16 protein-coding genes and 1 pseudogene are annotated in these 24,829 nt (G+C 59.0%); 12 read left to right on the top strand and 5 right to left on the bottom strand.

Annotated elements, in window-relative coordinates:
* Positions 1-24 precede the first annotated feature (24 nt).
* Together SE16_RS16270 and SE16_RS00550 are read left to right on the top strand one after the other, a co-directional pair.
* A complete protein-coding gene (locus tag SE16_RS16270; protein ID WP_200907370.1) occupies positions 25-1,935 on the top strand; it encodes a glucosyl-3-phosphoglycerate synthase in 1,911 nt (636 codons plus the stop codon).
* Positions 1,932-2,540 (top strand): histidine phosphatase family protein, encoded by a 609-nt coding sequence (locus SE16_RS00550; RefSeq protein ID WP_054493589.1) that lies wholly within the window; start codon positions 1,932-1,934, stop codon positions 2,538-2,540. Before SE16_RS16270 ends, SE16_RS00550 begins: the two co-directional genes overlap by 4 nt.
* On the opposite strand, the gene SE16_RS00545 is transcribed toward SE16_RS00550, so the two are convergent.
* Positions 2,518-3,057 carry an NUDIX hydrolase gene (locus tag SE16_RS00545; protein ID WP_054493588.1) on the bottom strand — a complete coding sequence of 180 codons (540 nt, stop codon included), beginning with the start codon at positions 3,055-3,057 and terminating at the stop codon, positions 2,518-2,520. The two genes, SE16_RS00550 and SE16_RS00545, sit on opposite strands and share 23 nt — an antisense overlap.
* Before the next feature lie 274 nt (positions 3,058-3,331).
* Here SE16_RS00545 and SE16_RS00540 point away from each other — a divergent pair, with 274 nt between their 5' ends.
* Positions 3,332-4,237 (top strand): sugar phosphate nucleotidyltransferase, encoded by a 906-nt coding sequence (locus SE16_RS00540; protein ID WP_160317015.1) that lies wholly within the window; start codon positions 3,332-3,334, stop codon positions 4,235-4,237.
* Positions 4,238-4,320: 83 nt separating this feature from the next.
* Here SE16_RS00540 and SE16_RS00535 read toward each other — a convergent pair whose 3' ends face one another.
* The 3 genes from SE16_RS00535 to fabF are packed head-to-tail and all read right to left on the bottom strand — an operon-like array spanning position 4,321 to position 7,204.
* The gene (locus tag SE16_RS00535) at positions 4,321-5,496 is read right to left on the bottom strand and encodes a response regulator (protein WP_054493586.1); all 1,176 of its coding nucleotides are present in this window, start codon (positions 5,494-5,496) and stop codon (positions 4,321-4,323) included.
* 31 nt (positions 5,497-5,527) lie between these two features.
* Positions 5,528-5,923 carry a hypothetical protein gene (locus SE16_RS00530; protein ID WP_054493585.1) on the bottom strand — a complete coding sequence of 132 codons (396 nt, stop codon included), beginning with the start codon at positions 5,921-5,923 and terminating at the stop codon, positions 5,528-5,530.
* Between the two features lie 27 nt (positions 5,924-5,950).
* Positions 5,951-7,204 (bottom strand): beta-ketoacyl-ACP synthase II, encoded by a 1,254-nt coding sequence (fabF, locus tag SE16_RS00525; RefSeq protein ID WP_200907369.1) that lies wholly within the window; start codon positions 7,202-7,204, stop codon positions 5,951-5,953.
* Positions 7,205-7,423: 219 nt separating this feature from the next.
* Here fabF and SE16_RS00520 point away from each other — a divergent pair, with 219 nt between their 5' ends.
* The 7 genes from SE16_RS00520 to SE16_RS00490 are packed head-to-tail and all read left to right on the top strand — an operon-like array spanning position 7,424 to position 17,900.
* Positions 7,424-8,209: a pseudouridine synthase gene (locus SE16_RS00520; RefSeq protein ID WP_054493584.1), complete on the top strand. Its 786-nt coding sequence runs from the start codon at positions 7,424-7,426 to the stop codon at positions 8,207-8,209.
* Between the two features lie 6 nt (positions 8,210-8,215).
* A complete protein-coding gene (locus tag SE16_RS00515) occupies positions 8,216-9,895 on the top strand; it encodes an ArnT family glycosyltransferase (RefSeq protein WP_060687069.1) in 1,680 nt (559 codons plus the stop codon).
* Between the two features lie 5 nt (positions 9,896-9,900).
* Positions 9,901-10,890 (top strand): lysylphosphatidylglycerol synthase transmembrane domain-containing protein, encoded by a 990-nt coding sequence (locus tag SE16_RS00510; protein ID WP_054493368.1) that lies wholly within the window; start codon positions 9,901-9,903, stop codon positions 10,888-10,890.
* A gap of 33 nt (positions 10,891-10,923) precedes the next feature.
* On the top strand, positions 10,924-11,961 hold the full coding sequence (locus SE16_RS00505) for an SDR family NAD(P)-dependent oxidoreductase (protein ID WP_054493367.1): 1,038 nt from the start codon (positions 10,924-10,926) through the stop codon (positions 11,959-11,961).
* Positions 11,962-11,988: 27 nt separating this feature from the next.
* Entirely contained in the window at positions 11,989-14,013 is a 2,025-nt protein-coding gene (locus SE16_RS15190) for a glycosyltransferase (RefSeq protein ID WP_082374303.1), read from the top strand.
* A 28-nt stretch (positions 14,014-14,041) separates the two neighbouring features.
* Positions 14,042-16,081 carry a diguanylate cyclase gene (locus SE16_RS00495; protein WP_060687067.1) on the top strand — a complete coding sequence of 680 codons (2,040 nt, stop codon included), beginning with the start codon at positions 14,042-14,044 and terminating at the stop codon, positions 16,079-16,081.
* Entirely contained in the window at positions 16,065-17,900 is a 1,836-nt protein-coding gene (locus SE16_RS00490; protein WP_054493365.1) for a hypothetical protein, read from the top strand. Before SE16_RS00495 ends, SE16_RS00490 begins: the two co-directional genes overlap by 17 nt.
* Positions 17,901-17,968: 68 nt before the next feature.
* Here SE16_RS00490 and SE16_RS00485 read toward each other — a convergent pair whose 3' ends face one another.
* The gene (locus tag SE16_RS00485; RefSeq protein ID WP_054493364.1) at positions 17,969-19,090 is read right to left on the bottom strand and encodes an Mrp/NBP35 family ATP-binding protein; all 1,122 of its coding nucleotides are present in this window, start codon (positions 19,088-19,090) and stop codon (positions 17,969-17,971) included.
* 192 nt (positions 19,091-19,282) lie between these two features.
* On the opposite strand from SE16_RS00485, the gene SE16_RS00480 reads away from it, so the two are divergent.
* Together SE16_RS00480 and SE16_RS16430 are read left to right on the top strand one after the other, a co-directional pair.
* Positions 19,283-19,789 (top strand): macro domain-containing protein, encoded by a 507-nt coding sequence (locus SE16_RS00480; RefSeq protein ID WP_054493363.1) that lies wholly within the window; start codon positions 19,283-19,285, stop codon positions 19,787-19,789.
* Between the two features lie 372 nt (positions 19,790-20,161).
* Positions 20,162-24,718 (top strand): annotated as a pseudogene (locus SE16_RS16430) (DNA-directed RNA polymerase subunit beta'); the annotation flags it as partial.
* Between the last annotated feature and the right edge of the window lie 111 nt (positions 24,719-24,829).

Below are 24,829 nucleotides of genomic sequence, written 5' to 3'. Positions count from 1 at the left end.
CGAACCAACCGAGGAGGTCCGCCAATGAGCCACACCGTGAAACATGCCAGCAAACAACGCATCGAACGCACGGTGCATCCTGTGCTTGTGCCGCTCATTCACAACCAAACACCCGACGAATGGCTGCTGCGTATCGCTCTGGCTATCGCCAAAAACCGCCGCACCTACGTGCGCGTTATCGGCATCGTGCCGGTCGAAAACCCCGAAGCCCTGAGCGAAGCCACCCCCAAAGTCCAGATCGCACGCCAGAACTTGCAATCGCTTGCAGAAACGTACCTCGGCGAGCCTATCCAATTCGACCTGCATGTGCGTGTGAGCCACGAACCCTGGCGCATCATTCAAGAAATCGTCATCGCTCATGACATCAGCGTTGTGGTGTTGCGCTGGCTACCGGGGCACAGCAACGATGTGTACGGGGCACACATGGACGAGCTACTGGGGCTCATTCCCTGCGACGTGATTGCATTCAGCGGTCCTCCACCGCAAGAGGTGAAGAACATTTTGGTGCCCATTCGCGGCAGTAAAGAAAGCGCCCTGCTGATCGAAACCGCGCTAGCACTGACCGAAGCACTCAATAGCCGCATCACGCTCTTGTTCGCCGAAGAAAGCCAATCCGAAGAGCGTGATGAAGCCATCTGGCAGGAAATTGAGCGCAGCACACGCGGGCATCGTTTGGTGACGCGCCGCCTGCGCGTCATCGGTGATGTAGTTTCAGCCGTGCGTCAAATCGCCGGCGAATACGACCTCATCATGGTGGGGGTCGCCGAGCAGCGTGCCGGCAGTGGCGCGCGCCGTGTGGGTGCTATTGCTCGCGGTATCACCGAAGCGGTCAACACGCCTATCATCCTCGTCAAAACGGAATACCGCCCGGCGCACTTTGAAGAAGTACGCACACGCTACGACGAACTCGAACTGCCCCCCTCCCCTACATCCGTGATTGTTGACCGCTGGTTTGCTGAAAACACATTCAGCAGCGATGAATTTAGCGACATCGCGCACCTGGTGGACTTGAAACGTGAGCAAGGGCTTACCATCAGCCTGGGGCTCCCCGCCTTGAACGAAGAAGAGACCATCGGCAATGTCATCACCACCGTGCGCGACGCCCTCATGCGCGAATACCCCCTGCTCGACGAAATCGTGCTCATTGATTCCGGCTCGACCGACTACACCGTGGAAATTGCCCGCGACCTGGGCATTCCCGTCTATTTGCATAGCGATATCCTGCCCCAATACGGCACGTACCGCGGCAAAGGTGAAGGGTTGTGGAAAAGCCTCTACGTGCTGAAAGGCGACATCATCGCCTGGATTGATACCGACATCGTCAACATTCACCCCCGCTTTGTGTACGGCATTGTTGGACCATTGCTCCTGCGCGAGGACATTCATTATGTCAAGGGATTTTATCGGCGACCATTGCGTGTGGGGGAAAAAATGCAAGCCGGTGGCGGCGGCCGTGTCACCGAGTTGGTTGCTCGCCCACTCATCAACCTCTTCTACCCCGAACTTTCGGGCATCATCCAGCCACTTTCAGGCGAATACGCAGGACGCCGCCGCGTACTGGAACAACTGCCTTTCTACACCGGCTACGGCGTCGAAACGGGGCTGTTGCTCAGCCTGGTGGAACAATACGGCTTGAGCAGTATCGCCCAGGTGGATTTGCGCCAACGTGTGCATCACAATCAGCCTTTGCCGGCGCTCAGCAAAATGGCTTTTGCCATCATCCAAGTCTTTATCGAACACCTTGAAGAGCGCAACCAGGTGCGCCTGCTGAGCGACATCAACCGCTCGATGAAACTCATCCAGTATGAAGGCGGGCGCTACTTCCTCGAAGAACTGTACATCTCAGACATTCGCCGCCCACCCATGGCAACATTGCCCGAATACCGCAAAGCCTTTGGCCTCAACACCACCCCAGACGAAGGAGACGAAGCATGACAACGATTTACATGGTTCGACACGGCGAAACCGATTGGAACGTCATCGGTCGCTATCAAGGGCAAGAAGACCCACCACTCAACGCACGTGGACGCGCTCAGGCAGAAGCCACAGCAGAGCAACTGGCGCAAGAGCAAATCACCGCCATTTACAGCAGTGATTTGAAACGCGCCGCCCAAACCGCCGAAGCGCTCGCGCAGCGGCTCAATCTGCCCGTCCATCTGGACCCCCGCCTGCGCGAGATCAACCAGGGTGAATGGCAAGGTGTGCTGGTTGACGACATTCGCGCCCGCTGGCCGGAACGTTTTCAGCAGTGGCAAACTGCGCCATGGGAAACACATCCGCCGGGCGGCGAAACACTGCACGACGTCGAAACGCGCATTTTGGCGGCGCTGGCGGACATCGCAACCCGCCACCCCAACGAGCGGGTTGCCGTTTTCACGCACAAATTGCCCATCGCGCTCATGCGCATTCGGCTCAAAGGCGCCCCCCACGAGGCGCTCTGGTCGCTTCTGCCCAAGAACGCCGCATGGGACGTGTTCGACGTTTCAGCCGATGAACTACGCCACCTGCTCGCCCAACTTACAACACCCCGCGCGCCGTAAGAAACGCCCACGCCGCCAACACCACCCGGTCGCGAATCTCGCCGCGCGCAATACGCGCCTGCAACACGTCGGGGGCTTCCCAACGCATCTCCAAAAACTCGGTCCACTCGCGCGCAGGTTCAGCGACCGGGTGGACATCACGCGCGAGAAAGAGCGTTGTTGTCCCGGCAATCAATCCAGGGTTATCCTCAACCTCGCCCAACCACTCCCACTCGCGGGCTTCCAGCCCCGTCTCTTCGCGCAATTCGCGTTGCGCCGTCACGAGCGGGGTTTCGCCTTCATCAACCAGACCGCCCGGCAATTGGTCAATCACCTGCCCCAACGGATGGCGATACTCTCGCACCAACAACACATGCCCCTTTTCGTTGAGGGCGACAACCGCCGCCCCCGGCACGCGCCACAACGTGGTATAGACATACGCACGTCCATTCGGAAGCCGCACGTGAGCACGCACCACACGCACCCAACGGTCAGCATAGGCGATTTCTTCACGTTCAACATGCCACTTTTCCACCATAAAACGCCTCCTGTTATGCAAGGAAAGATATGCGATAGCCATATCATCTAACAAAATAAGACGAGCGGCAACATATCACTTGCTCATTGACAACATGCTATGTCAACACATGAAAAAACTATGACCAAAAGCCCATTGTCTGCATGCGGAAAAACGTGTATAGAACGTAGAGAAAACGTAGAGAAAACGCGTTTGTAAAACAAACAGTCGAATACTACAATATATGGCGGTGCATTCAATGGCGAGTGCACAAAAGAGACAAAGGAGTTCAATGGTGCAAGCATTGATTCTGGCAGGAGGACGTGGGACACGTTTACGCCCGTTGACAGATTTGTATCCGAAGCCCTTGCTGTATCTCCCCGGTGGAACGCTACTCGACCACCTTTTGAACCAACTGGAACGCCTCGCAATCACAGACATTGCCATTGTCGTCAACTACAAAGCCGACGCGATTGCCCGCCATATCCGCAAACGCCGTCATATTCGCCTCATTCAGCAAAAAGGCCCCGCCACCTTTATGGCGGCATTGGCAAGCGCCGCCGACTGGGTACAGGGTCCGACATTGGTTTTGCACGGCGACAACTACTTTGGTCAGTGGCTTGAGCCCTATGTGCGCCGTGCCACACCTGGGCGAAACACCTTCTTCGTCTCCCAGGACGCGGCTTTTGGCGATACGGCGGCACGCATGGCGCAAACCGGCGCGTACATTCTGCAACCAGAGATTTTCCGCTGGGCGCGCATGCTTGTCGAACATGATTCCCTGCAAGCCCTCACCTATGAAATCGTTGCGCGCAACGCGCCCATGCAGATTCTTCCCACCAACATTTGCCGCTTCAACGTCAATGAACCTTCCGACCTGTTGCACATCACCCACCTGATGCTGCGCGACTGGTCAAGCATGGTGCATCCACCATACGCCAACCTGCTCTACGATCCCATGATGCTGTCGTGGAAAGCGCGCGATGCCGTTGTCGAAGAGAGCAGCCTTGGGCTGTATGTGACGATTGGACATGGCGCACATGTTCGCCGCTCGCGATTGCGGCATGCTCTCGTCTTCCCCCACACGCATGTGGAAGACGAAGAAGAAGAATTCGTGATTTTGGCGGAATCGCGGCGTGTACGCATTCAAATGTATGTGCCCATGCCACACCTGATGATGCCCGTGGCCGTCGCTCCCTGAACCTTCCGCGCGCAAAGCAACAGGGCGAACCGTCTGGTCCGCCCTGTTTTTCTTGCGTGTGGCTGCTTGTTCACATCTTGCGCTCAGCGCGTGGAATGGGGCTGGCGAATTTGCTCCAAAACAAAGTCGGCAATCTGGCGAATCTGTTGCGAAATCAGCGCATTGGGATGGTCGAGCACAATGGGAACCCCCCGGTTGACGCTGAGCACCACAGCACGCCCACCACTCACCACCTGCAAGGCAACCCGATGTCGCAATGTGCGTTCGATTGTTTGCACATTGATGCCCACGTTGGAGTTGGCGCGGTTCAAAATGAGATGGATTTTGTCATACGAAAGCCCCAACTGCTCCGCCAAATCCAGGAAGACGCTCATATTCTTCAACGGTCCAATTTCCGGCGTCACCACAATGAGGATGATGTCAGCCTTCTCCAAGACCACCAGCACGCGGTCATCGTAAGCCGGCGGACAGTCAACCACCACATAGTCGAAGCGGGTCTGCAACCACTCCAACACTTTGCCAATATGCTCGGCGGTCACCAATTCGGCTTCCTCGGGGCGGAAGGGGCTAAGCAAGGCGTACACGCCCGACGAATGCGGCACCAACACTTGCTCAGCGTACTCGTCGAGTGAATCAATCTGGTCAATCAGGTCAACGATACTGCGCACCGTGGGCAGGTTCAAATGCACGCCAACGTCGCCAAACAACAAATCCGCATCGAAAATAGCCACGCGCTTTTGCGTCTTCTGCTGCAACGCAATCGCCAGATTGACCGAGATGAGCGTTTTCCCAACGCCGCCTTTCGTCCCAAAGACGGCAATCACCTTGCCTCGCGGTGCTGCAGACCGGTCAACCTGCACCAAACCGGCGCCGCGCGATTCTTCAGCACGCAAGAGCAACGCCCTCAGCCGATATACTAGCTCGTTTGAATCGAAGGGCTTGGTGACGTAATCGTCCACCCCCGCCTCAAAACCGGCGATTTTATCCGACAGGTCGCCCATTGAGGTCAACATGAGAATCGGCATGAGGCGTGTTTTCGGGTCTTGGCGAATACGGCGCGCCAGCGTAAACCCATCCATGCCCGGAAGCATGACATCGAGGATGGCGGCGTCGAACGTCTCTTTTTCTAACGCATTGAGTGCATCTTCGGGCGAATGGACAACAAACGCCTCATAGCCGACGCGCTCCAAGACCCGCCGAACAAGCTCAGCGGAGACCCAATCATCATCCACAACAAGAATGCGATAGGTGCGGCTCACTCACAGCCTCCTTCACGATCAATCACAACATTTATTCTGGCTCGTAATGCGAAACGCGCACAACCGGTTGCAACGGCGCATGGCTGGAATAGTACACCACAACGGTCCCCCCCGGTCGCAATGTGCGCAAGCGCAAGGTGGTGAAAGAACGCCCTTCTCCACCCCCGCGCACAATGTACTCATCATCACTATGCACCTGCACTTCGCGCATGATGTCTTGCGCCCCGCGCGGAAAGCTCAGGTCAATCTTCACATTGTGCGCCGGGACGTTCCCCAGATTTTGCACCAACACCCCACCAACAACCGCCAGACCAGGGAGTTCATAGGATGGGAGAACAACCCAATGCAAATCGGGTTGCCCCAACAAACGGCGCGCCAGACGGCGCAACTGTTCACCGGTGGTAAGTGGGCGAGTTTCAATCGGCATGCTCTGCTCTCTCCTCGCGATTTTGCATCAGCCTTCGTAGCGTCGCACAATCACGCACGCGTTTTGACCGCCAAAGCCAAACGCATTGCTCATCGCAACGTCCACGCGGGCTTCGCGGGCTTCGTTGGGCACATAGTCCAGGTCACACTGCGGGTCGGGCTGGTCGAGATTGATGGTTGGCGGAATGATGCCCGTCTCGATGGCTTTGATATTCGCCACCAGGCTGACCGTGCCGGCTGCACCCAACGTGTGCCCAATCATGCTTTTGATACTGCTGACAGGCACTTTGTACGCCGCATCGCCAAACACACTCTTGATAGCCAGTGTCTCGGACAAATCGTTGAGCGGCGTGCCGGTACCGTGCGCCGAAATCCAGTCCACTTCTTCCGGTGAAATGCCCGCTTCGCGCAGGGCATACGTCATGGCGCGCGCCGCACCGCGCCCCTGTGGGTCGGGGGCGATGAGGTGGAACCCATCTACCGAGATACCGTACCCCACCACTTCGGCATAAATGCGCGCCCCACGTGCGCGGGCGATATCTTCGCGCTCCAAAATCAAGGTGGCGGCGCCTTCGGACATCACCGTCCCATCGCGGTCCTTGTCGAAGGGGCGGCAGGCTTTCTCAGGCTCATCGTTGCGCGTGCTCAGCGCCTGAATGCGCCAGAACGCCGCCACCGCCAACGGCGTCAGCAAGGCTTCGCTTGAACCGGCAATGACGATATCGGCTTCACCACGCTGAATGCGGCGCATGGCGTCCCCCACCGCATACAGCCCGGTGGCGCAAGCCGCCACCGGCGCACCGGCCGGTCCCTGGATGCCATACCGAATCGCCAACTGGCACGCCCCCATGTTGATGAGCACGCTGGGACCCGCGTGCGGCTTGATACGACGCGGCCCCTTCTCTTTCATCACATCGTACTCTTTGGTAATCGTATCCAGGTCGCCGACCGCATTCCCCATCTCAATCCCAATGCGGGTCGGGTCATATTGCGACAAATCAATCCCCGAATCAGCCAGGGCTTCTTCGGTTGCCGCCAGCGCCAACTGCGTGAAACGCGCCATGCGGCGGGCTTCTTTTTCAGGAATGTATCGCGTGGGGTCAAAATCATCAATATAGCCGCCAATCTGCACAGGCCACTCACTGGCATCGAAATGGTTGAAGCGGTGAATGCCAGAACGCCCATGGATGAGACCATCCCAAAATGTTTCGACGTTCTGGCCAAGTGAAGTGATGACGCCTATTCCGGTGACAACAACGCGTGGCAATTCGTTCGACGCCAAGGAAACCTCCTTGCACTCACTGGTTGATTTTGGGCCGTCGTGCCGACAAGTGTACGGCGTTCTGCATGCTCTGGCAAATACCCGCCAAGGTGCACATCGTGCGCGTTTTTCTTCTCCACTTCTCGCATGTCTTGCTTTTTAGGCTATAATACAATCTTGCTATCTTTGAATAAAGAACGGCACATATCGCATTGTGTCGCACGGAAAAGAGGGATTCCCATGGCCAAAGAACGTTTGCAAAAAGTGTTGGCGCGCGCGGGCGTCGCCTCGCGCCGTGAAGCCGAAGAGATGATTCGCCAGGGGCGCGTGGATGTCAATGGTCGCATGGTCACCGAACTTGGCACCAAAGTTGACCCCGAACAAGATGAAATCCGCGTGGACGGGGTACGTGTGCGACTCGACCAGGTGCGCAAGCGCTACATCGCTCTGCACAAGCCGCGCCACTACATCACCACCATGCGCGACCAATTTGGCCGCAAAACGGTGGTTGACCTGGTGCCCTTTGCCGCCGAGGAGCATTTAGTGCCCGTCGGGCGGCTGGACGCTGAAAGCGAGGGGCTGATTCTGCTCACCAATGACGGCGACCTTGTGAATGTGCTGACGCACCCACGCTATCAGCACGAAAAAGAGTACGTTGTCGAAGTGTACGGGCACCCCAATGAAGATTTCTTTGAAGCGGTCAAGCATGGCGTTGTGCTGGAAGACGGCACGCGGACACTCCCCGCCAAAGTGCGCGTGGAACGCAAAACCGATGACACCACCATCTTGCGTGTGATTTTGCGCGAAGGGCGCAAGCGCCAGATTCGCCGCATGTTTGGCATTTTGGGGCACCCGGTGCGCAAATTGAAGCGCGTGCGCATTGGCCCCATCACACTGGGGAATTTGCCCCGCGGCGCATGGCGCGAACTGACGCCCAAAGAAGTCAAGGCACTGCAACAACTTGTGCGCGAACAAACGCGCAAAACCAAAACGGCACGCCGACCACGTCAACGCCGCCGACGGTAAGTCGTCATGCGTCAGGTACGGGTGTGGGGGGCGCTGATTCTGCTCCTTGCCATCACACTCCGCGTGTATGGGCTGGATTGGGACGCCGGCGGCCGTTTTCACCCAGATGAGCGGCTCATCCTCTCGGTCGCCGAAACTAGACCCGCCACCCCCTACACCCGCACCGACATCCGCTACCCGTATGGGCAACTACCGCTCTGGTTGCTTGCAGGGCTTGCCCCGCTCCTTCCCGAAGGGCTGGCGCGCCCTTTCGCCGGCGATACGTTCCTAGCCACCGCCCGCGTGCTCGCCGCGCTTGCCGATACGGCAACCGTGGTACTCGTCGGGGGGTTGGCGTTCACGCTCTACGGCGCACCATCCGCCTTGCTGGCCATGGCGTGTGTGGGATTGGCGGTGCTGCACATTCAGCAAGCCCACTTCTACACCGCCGATATTCTGCTGGCGCCGCTCTGGGTCGCCGCCACATGGGCGCTGGTATGCCTCGCTCGCTCACCAGCCGGCACGCGCGCCCGCTACGCCCTGACCGCCGGCGCCCTGATTGGGCTGGCGATGAGCGCAAAAATCACGGGCGCGCTGCTGTTGCCGGCGCTCGTCATCGCGCACCTTGCGCCGGGCTGGCAAAACAGCACCGGCACATGGCGCACACGTTGGCGTTCCGCCTGGACAGACGACGCCTGGGGCTGGTTCGCGCCGTCGCTGGGCACAGCATTGGGCGTGTTCGCGCTGGTCAATCCGTCGGTCTGGCAAGCGTTCCCGGCGGTACGCGCCGCCTGGCACGCCGAAGCCGCGATGGTATGGGGGCACATTGTACCGCCCTACACACGCCAGTTTCTGGACGCCACCCCCATTCTCTACCCCATCACCCAACAAGTGCAATGGTTTTTGGGACCCACCGCCGCTCTGCTGGCATGGGGCGGCACGCTTTGGGCGCTCTGGCGTGCGGTACGCCGCCGCTTGGCGATTGGTGAAGTGATTGTGCTGGCGGCGCTGTTACCCGCCATGGGCGTCATTCTCTCGGCGTTTGCCCAGTTTCCGCGCTATTGGCTTCCGCTCTTCCCACTCATGGCCCTCTTCGGGAGCGGTTGGCTGGTGCGCGCGGTACCACGCCATTGGCAGCCAGGCGCCGCGATGTTTGGAATCACGCCAACCTTGTTGTATGCTTTGGCGTTCGTAAGCCTCTATAAAGACGCCCATCCCTGGTGGTTGGCGTCAGAATGGCTGTGTGAAAACATACCACCAGGCGCGGTTCTGCTGGTGGAAACGTGGGACCAGCCCTTACCCGTAGCGGGGGCTTGCGATGGCCGTTTTGTCATCATCACAGGCGACCCGTACACGCCTGAGGGTGTCGCGGCGTTGCCTCGCCTGGCGGAGCAAGCCGATGCTATTGTACTGAGTTCGCCGCGCAGTTGGCAGACACACGCACGCCAAAGCGCGCATTTTCCCGAAGCCGCGGCATTCTATCGCTCGCTTTTCGCAGGCGACCAGTTTGAGGTCGCCGCCGTTTGGCGGCCAGAGCCATCGTTGGGCGGCGTCGCGCTCAGCGCCAACCTGTTCACAGCAGCGCACGTGCCCACACCGTCGGCGTGGGAAGCCTCAGCACCACGCCGGCGTATTCAGATGGGGCGCTATGATGAAAGTTTTGCCGTTTATGACCATCCAGTCGTGCTCATTCTGACACGTCGGTGAAGAGTATGCGACGATTTTTACTCAGTTTGACAATTGGTCTGCTTATTTTCGCCGCTGTCTTCTGGAACACGGATTGGGCGGTATTGTGGGACGCATTCCGCAACGCAAACGGCTTCCTCATTGCTTTGGGGTTCATCCTCACCATCGCCGGCGTCTATTTTCGCGCCATTCGGTGGCGCTGGTTCTTCTGGCCGCAACATGAACGCCTGCGCATCGGCACATTGTTTGACGTAGTGGGTATTGGCTACCTCATCAACATGCTGTTTCCGGCGCGTGCGGGCGATGTTGTACGCAGTTATCTGCTTTCCGGCTGGCACGACGGCGAACCCACTTTGCCGCAAGCCCTTTCGGCGACGGTCTTTGAGCGGTTGGTGGACATGTTGATTATCGTCGTCATTGTGATAGGTCTTCTGCCCTTTCTGCCGCTGCCGGCGACGCTCATACGCGCCGGCCTGCTGATTGGCGTGGGAACCGTTGCGGTCATCATCATTGCCAGCCTGCTCACCATCCACCCTGAATGGGGGCGGCGGCAATTGACGCGCGTGCTGAGACGTGTACCGCGCCTTCACGCCGACACATGGGCGCAGCGGCTCTTCTCACTGCTTGACAGTTTCGCCGTCATGCATGCGCCTGGGGTGCTCGCGCGGATTCTCTTCTGGTCTGTGCCGACATGGGGCTTGACGATTTTGACGTACTGGGTCGTCATCCTCGCGTTCGGTGTTGATGTGCCGCCCACCGTGGCCGCATTGACGATTGTTGCGGCGGCGTTTGGTCTGGCGCTTCCCTCGCCGGGCGGGTTAGGTCCTTTCGAGGGGGCTGTGACCGCCGCCCTGCTTTTGGTCGGGATTGAAGAAAACCTGGCGCGGGGAGTGGCGCTCGCCCTGCATGGCGTCAACTTCTTTGGGCTGATTGCCGCCGGTCTGCTGGGATTGGCACGGCGCGGCATGGGATACAGGCAAATGCTCGCCGCCATGCAAAGCGCCGATGAACGCTGACGTTGCAATCAATTTCAAACTGAGAGGGGAAACATGGCTCGTATTTTGGTGACAGGGGGCGCTGGTTTCATCGGTTCAAACCTGGTCGCGCGCTTGCTCCAACAGGGGCATGATGTGGTGGTGTACGACAATCTTTCACGCTCAGGATGCGACGCCAACGTCGCCTGGCTCAACGAGATTGCCGCCACGAGCGCGGGCACACTGCATCTGGTGCGCGGCGATGTCGCCGATTTTGAAAGCCTGCAACGCGCGGCGGAAGGGGCGCAACGCATCTACCACCTGGCGGGGCAAGTGGCGGTGACGACCTCGGTCAAAGACCCGCGCGCCGATTTTGAAGCCAACGCGCTGGGCACGTTCAACGTGCTGGAAGCCGCGCGGCTCGTCGCCGATAATCCGATTGTGTTGTACAGTAGCACAAACAAGGTGTATGGTGGTATGGAAGACGTAGGGGTGGTGGAAGAAGCCACACGCTACCGCTACGCACATTTGCCTTTTGGCGTGCCTGAAACGCAACCGCTCGACTTTCACTCCCCATATGGTTGCTCCAAAGGGGCAGGCGACCAATACGTGCGCGACTACCACCGCATTTACGGCATCCGTTCCGTGGTGATGCGGCAAAGTTGCATCTACGGCTATCGCCAGTTTGGTATCGAAGACCAGGGATGGGTGGCGTGGTTCATCATCGCCGCGTTGAAAAGTCGCCCGATTACCATCTACGGCGACGGGAAGCAAGTCCGCGATGTGCTCTTCATTGATGATTTGCTCGATGCATATGATGCAGCGATAGCGCATATTGACCGCACCGCGGGGAATGTGTACAACATTGGGGGTGGGCCCGAGAACACCATGAGCATCTGGGCGGAGTTTGGTCCCTTGCTGGAACGCTTGCTTGGGCGCACCATTCCTGTCACCTATGCCGATTGGCGCCCCGGCGACCAGCGTGTCTATATCAGCGATATCCGCAAAGCCGAACGTGATTTTGGCTGGCGACCGAAAATTGGTGTGGAAGAAGGCGTGACACGCTTGTTCCACTGGGTGCGCGACAATATGCACCTGTTCGCTCATCTGTAATCAACACCGTGGAGGCAAAGACCCGTGATGAAGCCGTCTGAAAAAAAACTGCGCATTTTACTTTCGCTGACCTACTACCGCCCCCACGTATCGGGGCTGACCATCTATGTCCAGCGGCTTGCCGAAGCCCTTGCCGCCCGCGGTCATACCGTGACCGTACTCACCTCGCAATACGATAAGCACCTGCCGCAAGAAGAAGTTATCAACGGCGTGCGCGTCGTGCGCGAACCGGTCGCCTTCTGGATCAGCAAAGGGGCTATCATGCCGGGCTACTTCCGCACCGCCGCCCGCCTCTTGCGCGAGCATGATGTCGCCGCCATCAACCTGCCCAACACGTTTGTGGAAGCCTTCACCCTGCCCTTTCTGGCGCGCTACGTGTACCGTCGCCCGGTGATTGCCACCTACCACTGCGATGTGAATTTGCCGCCCAGCCTCTTCAACCGCCTAGTGGATGAAGCCGTCTTCATCAGCAACGTTGTGGCGGGGCTGATGGTTGACCGCTTCGTCGCCTACACCGACGACTACGCCAACTTTAGCCGTGTGCTGCGGCGCTTCCCCCACAAGCGTGAAATCATTCCGCCGCCGGTGGTTGTTGCCGATGCTGACGATGAAGCGGTGGAGGCGTTCAAAGCGCAACACGCCCCCAACGGCGAACACCTGATTGGCTTTGCCGCCCGTTTCGCCACCGAAAAGGGCGTTGAGTACGTGCTGGAAGCGTTGCCGCTTATTCGCCAGGAACTGCCCAACGTCAAAGTGCTGTTCGCCGGCGAATATCAGAACGTGATTGGCGAAGAAGCCTACCGCGAGCGATTGTGGCCGCTGGTGCAAGCCGCCGGCGAGCACTGGGAGTTTTTGGGCGTGCTGGACCCCCAACAAATGGCGGTGTTCTACAAAGCGTGTGATGTGACCATTCTGCCCAGTATCAACAGCACCGAAAGTTTTGGGCTGGTGCAGGTGGAAAGCATGTTGTGCGGCACGCCCGTTGTCGCCAGCGATTTGCCCGGCGTGCGGGTCCCCATTCGCACAACGCAAATGGGGCGCATTGTGCCCCCGCGCGATGCACGCGCCCTTGCTGACGCCATTGTGGAAGTCATCCGCCATCGTGCTGAATACGTTCAACCGCGTGAGGTCATCGAGCAACATTTTTCGCTTCAAACAACGGTCGAACGCTACGAAGCGCTCTTCCGCAAACTGCTGGACGAAGTCCACGGCACACCATCCTACGTGAACGATGATGCCACCAATGGCATTGTGCCCCCCGCCGAACGCGACTACCTGCGCGACCATCTGGAAAGCGTGCCGCCGTTTCGGGCGCTCTTGCGCAGCGTGGAATGCAAACTCTTCGCGGAGGCGGGTCCCATTGAAAACCCCGTGCTCGATTTGGGGTGCGGCGATGGGCACTTTGCCCAAATGGCGTTTGGGCGACCACTCTTTGCCGGCATAGACCCAGACGAACAGATTGTTCGCGAAGCCGCCCAACGCGGCGTGTACCGTTTTCCGCTTGTCGCCAGCGCCACGCACATGCCCTTCCCGGACGCCTTCTTCAAGACGGTTGTAGCCAACTGCGTGGTTGAACACATCCCCGACCTGGAAGCCGTGTTGCGCGAAACCTACCGCGTTCTGCAACCGGGTGGGCGTTTCATCTTTGGCGTACCCAGCCACCGCTTTGCGGATATGTTGCTGGGGTCAACCCTCTTCCAGAAACTGGGGCTCTCAACACTCGCCCGCGCCTACGGCGATTGGTTCAACCGCCATTCGGCGCACTTCCACACCTACGACCCGCAAACCTGGCAAGACTTGCTCAACATGCACGGGTTTGAAGTAGACCATTGGGAATACTACATCACGCCGGAGGGGCACAAGGCCTTTGACCTTGGGCACTACGTGGGCGTTCCACGCCTTCTCAGCCGCATTCTGACCGGCAAATGGGTGGCGTTCCCCAATCCGGTGAGCACGGCGCTTTTCGAGGCGTGGCTGCGCCCACATTATGAAGCACGCCCACGTGGTGAAGGTCCGTACATCTTTTTCCATGCGCGCAAACCGGCCGATTGAGCAGAGAATCACATGACAGGATTTTGGTATGACGCTTCCCGAACTTCCCCCCCAGGCGTCAGGTGCATCGGCCGAAGAGTCTGCATTGGTGTGGCTCCAACCAATGCAGGCTTTCGCTCGCCGTGTCATGACCTTGCGTACCCCCAAGCAACTCATGCACCATTGGGCGACCTCGCTTCCACGCGCATTCGACGCGATTGAAGCCGCCGTTGTATTTGAGCATGAAGAGGCACACGGCCACCAGGTTGTGGCGCAAGGCGGCCGTGTGCGCCGTCTTCTGAGTAGCCTGAACACTCTTTCCACGCTGGAAGCGGGACACATTCAAACTCCTGAGGGCGTTCTCTGGCTAACGCTCTTCGATGCGGAAGCGCCCCCCTTATGGGGCGGCGTCCTCATCAAGTCCGACCAATGGTCGCCCTTGTTTGAACGCTACCTAGAACTGTTGGCCGCTTTGACCATTCTCGCCTACCGCGCCCTTCTTCACGCCGACACCACAGACCGCTACCGTCATCTCATGCACACGTTGCACGCCACCACATTGATGATTGTCTCCAAACATCAACTTGACAGCATCTTCTCGCAGGTGCTTTCAGGGCTTGCCCTTCTGGTCCCTTACGACTCGGCTTCGATCCTGCTCCTGGAAGAAGACCAAACCACATTCCGCGTTGCCGCGGCGGTTGGATTTGAAAACGAACGCATCAAAGATATTCGTATTGACGCTCAAAACGATGCACTTTTTCAAGAAATTGTGCGCCGTAAAACGCCAATTGTCCTGGGAGACGCCCAGCAAGATGCGCGTTTTCGCGCCTACGGCGGCACAACCCACATTCGGAGTTGGATTGGCGTCCCTATCCGAGCCGGCGAGCAGATTGTAGGCATGCTCACGATTGACAATGTACGCCCCTACATGTACACCGAAGAACACGCACGCATTGCCCTGATGCTCGCCGACCAGGCCGGCATTGCCATTACCAATGTGCGCTTGCTGAGACGCTTGCACCAAATGGTCGAAGCGTCAAAACACGCGGCACGCCGCTGGCGTCTGCTGAACGCGCTTGGGCAACGCATGGCGCATCTCACCGATGACGTACAACCGCTGCTTGAAGAAATCGCCCACTCTACCGCACATGTACTCGACGCCGACCGCGTGCTGATTTACTGGCTGGATATGGAAGCGCGTCAGATACTCGGCTTTGCCAGTGGTGGCCCAAGCCAGCATCTTTCCCCCCAAGTCTCGTTTGAAGAATTGATGCAGGGTCTCACAGGCTGGGCAATCCGCCACCGCAAAACGGCTGTCTCGCCCAAAGGTAAACGCGACCCCCGTGAAAGCGACGCCGTCGCACACCACCGCCAGCAGACGCAAGGCGGTTCTACTCTGGTGGCACCCATGATGTTTGAAGGGCGTGTTGTTGGCACGATAACCGCAATTCGCGACCTGCACAAAGATGATTTCGACGAAAGCGACCGCGAAGTGCTAGCAACGATCGCCACGCAAATGGCGGTTGCACTCCAAAACCATCAACTCTATATCGCCCTGCAACGTCAAGCCAAAACCGACCCGCTGACAGGCGTGTACAACCGCCGCTATCTGTTTGAAGTGGGCGAGCGTGAAGTCGCCCGTTCTCAGCGTCTCAATCTCCCCCTCTCCGTCATCCTGTTCGACTTGGACCACTTCAAACGCATCAACGACACATACGGCCACCTGGTCGGTGACCGTGTGCTGGTGCATGTTGCGCGCGGGGTACAGCGCCTCTTGCGTTCTAGCGACATTTTGGCGCGCTATGGCGGCGAAGAGTTTGCCATTTTGTTGCCGGGCTTGCCGCTTGACCGTGCGCTTACCGTCGCTGCACGCATTCACACCTGGATGCGTTCGACCCCATGCAAAACCGACAAGCACCAGGTCCATGTCACCGGCAGTTTTGGCGTTGCCACGCTTTTGCCTTCCATGCAGACGTTTTCGGCGTTGCTCGAAGTAGCCGACGATTTGCTCTACCGCGCCAAAGAGCATGGACGTGACCGCATCGAAACCCTCGCATTGGAGGACGATACCCATGCAGCAAGCGAATAACATGCCGCGCGAAACAACACATGTTGACATCGCATGGCATGAGCGCCTACGCACTCGCGCCCTCTGGGTCGCGCTCGCACTCGTGTTGAGCCTGATTGCCTGGTGGCAAGCCGCCGATAACACCTATCGCGCTCCCGGTGTACTCGCCTGGGTGGGCAGCATGGCCTGCTGGCTCGCCGCCTGGTGGGATACACCTCGCCCACGCCTGTTTGCCCGAGGGCGTGCGGGGGTGCATGTGTACGTGCTTGCCGCTACCGGCGTCCTGCTCGTTGCCGCACTCTTCCGCTTTTACGACTTGCCCAACCTTCCGCCGGAAATGACCAGCGACCACGCCGAAAAACTCCTGGACGTGCGCGACGTGCTCAACGGCATGCGCCCCATCTTCTTCCCGCGCAACACCGGGCGCGAACCGGCGCAATTCTACGTGACAGCATTGTTGGCCGGTCCACTGGGGCTGGGGCTCTCCTACATGGCGCTCAAAGTCGGCACGGCGCTGGTGAGTTGGCTCACAGTCGCCCTCACCATGTGGGCGGTGCGTTGGGGGCTGGGCGGTTCGCGCCGCCTCGCACTGCTGACCGGCTTACTGCTGGCGATAAGCAAATGGCACATCGCCATCTCGCGCGTCGGATTGCGCTTTCCCTACACACCCCTCGCCACGGCGCTAGTGTTGGGGTTCTTATGGCGTGCTGTGCGCTTCAACCACACACGCGACTGGGTGCTCACGGGTCTGGCGCTTGGGCTTGGGCTACACGGCTACACCGCCACGCGCATCGTGCCGCTCCTGGTCGCCGTCGCCTTTGCCGTTGCGTTTCTCTGGGCGCGCCCACCGCGCACCGCCTGGCCTGATTGGTTCTTGCGCGCCGCCCTCGCACCCCTTTCAACCGTGATTGCCTTTGTGCCGCTGCTACGATTCAGCCTTGAACACCCCGACCTGTTCTGGTATCGGAGCGCCAGCCGCATGGCATCCGGCATAGCGGAGCCGGGGGTGAACGTCTTCCTGTTGAACCTGAAAAACGCGGCGCTCGCATTCCATCTGCATGGCGATTCCGCCTGGCCCAACGCCGTTCTGGGCGACCCCTTCCTGGACCGCATCACCGGCGTGCTGTTTGTCATCGGCATTGCCCTGGTGCTTGTCAATCTGATTCAGCGCCCACGCATCGAATGGGCGGTGGCGCTCCTGGGATTGCCTATCCTTATCTTGCCAAGCGTGCTGGCGCTCGCCTGGCCCAACGAAAACCCCAGCGTTGTCCGCATGGGGGGCGCACTTCCCATCGTCATGCTGCTTTCCGCGCTCCCACTCGACACCCTGCTTCAACGCGCCAACCGCCACGCCCGCCATTGGCACTTGCTGGCGCTTGCCGGAACAACCATTCTCATTCTCTGGGCGGCTGTGCTCAACTGGCAAACCTACTTCGTGACGTACCGCGCCCAATATGCCCAATCCTCGTGGAATTCCAGCGAAATCGCCCAAGAGATTCTCACCGTCGCCTCTTATGTGGGCGGCGTCGAGCACGTGTACATTTTCTCCTACCCCCACTGGGTTGACACCCGCAACGTCGCCTTCAACATGAAAAACCCCGACTGGAACCGCGTCCTCTTCACCATCGCCGACATCGAAAACGCCCCCGACGAAGTGCGCGCCATCATCTTCAACCCGAACGACCGCGTGCATATCCTGTCGGTCGAAACGCTCTGGAACAACGACGTTTGCCGCTACACGGTCGCCAGCCGCACGCCGGGGAAAGAATTTGTCGTCATGGTGCGTGGGGAAGCCGGTCGCCGCGTCTGTGCAGAACACGCCCCCACCGTCTCCCGCTGACGACCGCCGCCGCACAAGCAAAAACGCGCCCCGCGTGGGGCGCGTTTTGTCTTCCTCATGTTGCCCGTTCAGTCATTCATAACGGGAATATCCCCCAAGCCAATGACCCCTTCGGGTTGCGTCTGCATCGCGGAGACGCTGACCGCCGCCGCCAGTTGGCGCGCAATGTCACGCAAGGCTTGCGCCACCGGGCTTTCCGGCGCGGCGATGACAATCGGCTTGCCGGTATCGCCACCCTCAACCACGCGCGTATCCAGCGGAATTTCGCCCAACAGGGGCACGCCCACCTCTTCGGCATACTTGCGACCGCCGCCCTGCCCAAAAATGTAATGGCGCGTATCGCAATTCGGGCAGACGAAATAACTCATGTTTTCGATGATACCCAGCACGGGCACATTCAATTTTTGGAACGCGACTAACCCTTTGCGCACATCCGCCAGCGCCACATCCTGCGGTGTGGTGACCACGACACCGCCCGAAAGCGCGGCGCTTTGCGCCAGCGACAACTGCACATCCCCCGTGCCGGGCGGCATATCCACAATCAGGTAGTCCAATTCACCCCACTCAACATCGCCCAGGAATTGCCGCAATGCCGTGTGGAGCATGGGACCCCGCCAGACAATGGGCTGGTCAGGCGGCACCATGAAGCCGATGCTCATCAGTTTGACGCCGTAGGCTTCGGCGGGCATGATGCGGTTGTTTTGCGGTGGGGGCAGTTGCTTCACGCCCATCATCAGCGGAATGTTGGGACCGTAAATGTCGGCGTCCAGCAAGCCCACACGCGCGCCTTCCAACGCCAACGAGACGGCAATGTTGGTCGCGACGGTGCTCTTCCCAACGCCCCCCTTGCCAGACGCCACGGCGATGACGTTGCGAATGCCCGTCATCACGTTCCCCTTCATGCGGTGGTCTTGCGGCACGTTGGAATCAAAATGCACGCGCACATTTTCAACGCCGGGGATCGCCTGCACGGCGCGGATACAATCTTGCTCGATATGCGAGCGGAGCGGACATGCGGGCGTCGTCAGCACAACCGTAAACTCGACATTCCCGCCATCCACCTTGATATCACGCACCATGTTGAGCGTGACCAGGTCGCGGTGCAACTCCGGTTCTTGCACCGTGCGCAATGCGTCAAGCACTTGCTCCGGTGTCACAGTGCCAGAAGACTTCTTTCCTAATCCAAACATGAGCGCCATCCTTTCTGTTGACGTATATGTGCCAAAAATCACAAAAACGTATCAGGATTATAGAAGAGTGTTCGGATAGGACAAAGCCGAGACGAAGAACCCCGTCCCAACATCGCCACCCTCTTTGACAACACCTTTTTTCTTCCACACCATATACCCACCAACGCCAACCGGACGAGATGGAGGCGAGCCATGCGCATTGACGTGCGGAAAGGCGACATTACAAAGGTTGAAGCCGACTGCATTGTGAACGCCGCCAACAGCCTCGGCATAATGGGCGGTGGTGTTGCCGGCGCTTTGCGCCGCGCTGGTGGTGATGAGATTGACCGCGAAGCCCGCGCCAAAGCCCCCATTCCCGTGGGCGAAGCCGTCGCCACAACCGCCGGGCGGCTCAACGCCCGCTACGTCATCCACGCGCCCACCATGGAGCGCCCCGCCATGCCCTCATCGCCGGAGAAAATCCGCGCCGCCACACGCGCCGCCCTGCGCGTGGCGGAAGAATGCGGGTGCCGCTCGGTCGCTATTCCCGGCATGGGCACGGGGGTGGGCGGTGTCTCCCCGCACGACGCCGCGCGCGCCATGGTCAGCGCCTTGCGCGAGTTTGCCGATTCGCCCGTCATCGAGCAAGTCATCCTCATGGATATTGGCGATGCCATGGTTGACGCTTGGCGCGACGCCCTTGGCGAAACAGAAGCATAACTCTGGGCAACATGCCCACACCGCCATATTCTGAAAGCGCTCATTTGACACGTCTCGCCCACTTGCATATACTTACGCTTTGCTGAAAGATAGCGGATGTGGGCGCGCGCTTCACGTTTTGAACCAAAAATCCAATCAAAGGACATACGAAACGCCGTGACGATGACAAATCGCAAGGTCCGCTTGTCACAAACGGGCCTTTTTGTCTTGTCTGCTCATTGTGAAACCGCCCTGACGCATGTGCCCCCACAGGTACATGCGGTTTTCCGTTCAAGACACCTTTTGCCCCTCACCTCTGTCTTTCAGCCGTCCGCAACCGCGTCAAGTCATCGTGAGCCAAGTGCGCACAAGTGTTCACGTAAGTAGGGAGGAATCTGCGTGGAGATTAAAAATTTCAAGGCCATCCGCATCAGTCTTGCTTCGCCCGAAGAAATTCGCTCGTGGTCATACGGTGAAGTCACCAAACCCGAGACGATCAACTATCGCCGCTTGCGCCCTGAGCGCGATGGGCTGTTCTGCGAAGCCATCTTCGGTCCCACGCGCGACTGGCAATGCTACTGTGGAAAGTACAAGAAGGTTCGCTTCAAAGGTATCGTCTGTGATAAGTGTGGCGTCGAAGTAACCCGTTCATCTGTGCGGCGCGAGCGCATGGGGCACATCGAACTGGCTGCCCCTGTCGCCCACATCTGGTACACGCGCCGCGTGCCCAGTTATTTGGGCCTGTTGCTCGACATCTCCCGCCGTCACCTGGACCGTGTGCTCTACTTCGCGCAGTACATCGTCACCCACGTTGATGAAGAAGCCCGCCAGAAAGCGCTGGAACGCATTGACCAGGTGGTTGACCGCGAAGTGGAGACGTGGCGACACCAGGCGGCGGAGCAAATCGCGAGCCTGGAAGCCGCGGCGAAAGCCCGCATTGACGAAATCCGCAATGAACTGCACGCCGCACTGAAAGCGCTCGAAGCCAAACGCGATGAGCGCGTCAACGAACTCATGTCCGCCGCCAGTGAACTGCGCGACTACCTGAACATCAACAAGGGCAAGCAAGCCCCGCAAGACCTTGTTTTCGCGCCGACCGGTACAACGATTGTCGCCAAAGGTGAAGTCATCGAAAACGAACATATCACCGAGTTGAACACGCTCGTTGAAGAGCAACTCAACAAGGTGCAAGCCGTTTTCGAGCAGGAAAAAGGCGACAAAGAAGCGCTGGCGGCTTCCCAGATTGATGAAATCAACGCCGAACTGGCGCAACGCAAGCAGGATATCAGCGACGACCTGGCACGCCGTATCCAGCAGGTGAGCGCCCAACACGACGATGAACGCGACGAACTGCGCAACCTGAAAGTCGGCATGTTCCTGAATGAAATCGAATATCGCAACCTGTACGTCAAGTACGGCGATATTTTCCGCGCCGGCATGGGCGCTGAAGCCTTGCTGGAAATCATCCAGAACCTCAACCTGGATGAAATGGCGAAGGAACTGCGCCTCGAAATTCGCCGCACCAAGTCGAAGCAGCGCCGCAAGAAAGCCACCAAGCGGCTGAAAATCGTGGAAGCCTTCCGCCAGAGCGGCAACAAGCCCGAATGGATGATTCTGCGCGTTCTGCCCGTCATTCCGCCGGAACTGCGCCCCATGGTGCAGTTGGGCGGTGGGCGCTTTGCCACCAGCGACCTGAACGACCTCTACCGCCGCGTCATCAACCGCAACAACCGCTTGAAGCGTTTGCTGGAACTCGAAGCGCCCGACGTCATCATCCGCAACGAAAAGCGTATGTTGCAGGAAGCGGTGGACAGCCTGATTGACAACAGCCGCCGCGGCAAAGCGGTGAGCCTGCGCGGCAAACGCAAGTTGAAGAGCCTGAGCGATATGCTCAAAGGGAAGCAAGGCCGCTTCCGCCGCAACCTGCTTGGGAAGCGCGTGGACTACTCCGGGCGCTCGGTGATTGTGGTCGGTCCGCACCTGAAACTGCACCAGTGCGGTCTGCCCAAGAAGATGGCGCTGGAACTCTTCAAGCCCTTCGTCATTCACAAGTTGGTGGAAGAAAACTACGCCGCCAACGTGAAGGGCGCCAAGCGCATCATCGAACAAATGCGCCCCGAAGTCTGGGGCATTCTCGAAAAGGTTATCCAGGGGCGCCCTGTGTTGCTCAACCGTGCGCCCACCCTGCACCGCCTTGGGATTCAGGCGTTCGAGCCCATTCTCATCGAAGGCGACGCCATTCAGCTGCACCCGCTCGTCTGTCCCGCGTTCAACGCCGACTTCGACGGCGACCAGATGGCGGTGCACGTGCCGCTGAGCGAAAAGGCGGTGAAGGAAGCCTACGAGCTCATGCTCTCGTCGCGAAACCTGCTGAAGCCCGCCGATGGTGAGCCGACCGTCAGCCCCACCAAGGACATGGTGCTGGGGCTTTACTACCTCACCATGCCGCCTGATGAAAGTAAGAAGGGGGCTGGGCGCATCTTTGCTTCGCCAGATGAAGCCATCTACGCCTACGACATCGGCGAACTGCACTTGCATGCGCCCATCAAGGTGCGTATCCCGCGCCCGTTCGACGGCAAGCCGCTGAGCACACTCGCAACCTTGCCCGAACGTGTGCGCACCCTGCTTGAAGACGCCGGCTACACCGACCTGGGCGACGTGGTGGATACGCTCAAACAAAGCAAGAGCCGCTTGCTGGACATTCCCGGCTTTGGGCGTGCCGCCCTGCGCGACCTGGAAGAGGCGCTTGCCGAAGCGCACATTGACCCTGAAAACTTCCCGCTCCGCAATGAGCTGGTCGAAACGACCGTCGGCCAGTTGATTGTGTGGGAAACGACACCGCCCGAATTGGGCTTCAAGAACCGCTTGCTCGACAAAGGTGGCGTGCGCGAGCTCGTCTCCGAGGTCTATACAGAATTCGGCATGGAGAAAACCGCCGAATTTGCAGACGCCTTGAAGGATTTGGGCTTCAAGTACGCCACCAAGTCAGGGACGACGATTGCGATTGACGACGTGACCGTCCCGCCCGAAAAGCAGAAGATTCTGGCGGAAATTGAAAAGCAGGTGGAAGAAGTCGAGCGCCAGTACCGCCGTGGTCTGATTACGTCCGAAGAGCAGTACCGCAAGACGGTCGAGCTGTGGAGCAAGGCGAAGGAAGACATTTCCGAAGCGGTGCAACGCCACATGGACCCCCGCAGCCCCATCGCCGTCATGGCCAATTCGGGGGCGACAAAGGGTGGGTTCACCACGGTGGCGCAGTTGGCGGGTATGCGCGGTCTCATGGCCGACCCGTCGGGGCGCATCATCGCGTTGCCCATTCGCTCCAACTTCCGCGAAGGGTTGAACGCGCTGGAATACTTCATCTCAACGCACGGTTCGCGCAAGGGGCTGGCCGACACGGCGTTGCGCACGGCTGACGCGGGGTATCTCACCCGCCGTCTGGTGGACGTGGCGCAAGACGTGATTGTCCGCGCCGAAGATTGCGGTACGCGCGAGGGGATTCGCATCACCGCCGAAGATTCGCGCCTCATGCAAGAAAAGATGTACGAGCGCATTGTGGGGCGCTTCACACTCGATCCCATTGCCCACCCTGAAACGGGTGAAATCATCGTGGGTGCAGATGAGCTGATTACGGAACGCAAAGCGCGCGCCATCATTGACGCCGGCATCACCGAAGTCTATGTGCGCTCGCCGCTGGGCTGCCGCCTGCGCAAAGGCGTCTGCGTGAAGTGCTACGGGCGCGACATGGGGCGCGGCGGGCTGATTCCACTGGGCGAAGCCGTGGGCGTCATTGCCGCCCAATCCATCGGCGAACCGGGAACGCAGTTGACCCTGCGCACGTTCCACACGGGTGGTGTGGCCGGCGCCAGCGACATTACGCAAGGGTTGCCGCGTGTGCAGGAATTGTTTGAAGCGCGCGTGCCCAAGGGTGAATCGCCCTTGGCTGAAATCGGCGGGCGCGTTGAAATCGAAGATGACGGCGATATGCGCATCGTGCGCATCATCAACGCGACACAGGTGCGCGAAACCATCACCGTGCCCGAAGGCTACACCGTCCTTGTGGACGAGGGCGACATCGTCAACCAGGGCGACGTGCTGGCAACAGGCCCCGAAGGCGAAGAAATTGCGGCGCCCAAGAAGGGCGTGGTGCTCTTCGAGGACGAGCAAATTGTGCTGGTTTCCGAAGAAAAAGAGACGCGCGAATACGCCATTCCGCCAACGGCACGTTTGCGCGTGCGCGCCGGTCAAATCATCGAACCCGGCTACCAGTTGACCGAAGGCGCGAAAGACCCGCACAAGGTGTTGCGCATCCAGGGGCGCGAAGCCGTCCAGCAATACCTGCTGCAAGAAGTCCAGCGCGTCTATCGCTCGCAAGGTGTGTCCATCCACGACAAGCACATCGAAATCATCATTCGCCAAATGTTGCGCAAGGTGCGCATCAAGAAAGCGGGCGATACGAAATACCTGCCGGGCGACCTGGTTGACCGCCTTGAACTCGAAGAAGTCAACCAGCGTCTCCGTGAACGCGGTTTGCAACCCGCTGTCGCCGAACAGGTGTTGCTGGGGATTACCAAAGCCGCGCTCAACACCGAATCGTTCCTGTCAGCGGCCTCGTTCCAGCACACCATCACGGTGTTGGCGCAAGCCGCTATCGAAGGGCGTGTTGACCCGCTGGAAGGGCTGAAAGAAAACGTGATTCTGGGTAAACTCATCCCCGCCGGCACGGGCTTCCGCCCTGAACACCGTGAAGACGAAGCCGAAATCGAGCAGAAGATTCGCACTGAAAAGTTCGCCGAGGAAGAAGAACTCGAAGAAATCGAATTCGACGACGAGGAATTGGAAGAAGAAGAAGAAGAGTTCGACCTCGACGAGCTGGCGGATATCGCCGACCTCGATGAACTCCTCGAAGAAGAAGATCTCGAAGAAGAAGAAGAGGAAGAAGAGGAAGAAATCGAAGAAGAAGGTGAGGAAGAGGACGAGGAAGAAGAGGAAGAAGAGGAAATCGCCGAAGTCCTCGATGAGTTGATTGAGGATATCGAAATCGAGGAAATCGAGATTGAT

The sequence above is a fragment of the Ardenticatena maritima genome (genome assembly GCF_001306175.1).
Lineage (GTDB): Bacteria > Chloroflexota > Anaerolineae > Ardenticatenales > Ardenticatenaceae > Ardenticatena > Ardenticatena maritima.
Note: the sequence above shows the minus strand (reverse complement) of the source record. Positions and strands in the feature narration are given on the sequence as shown.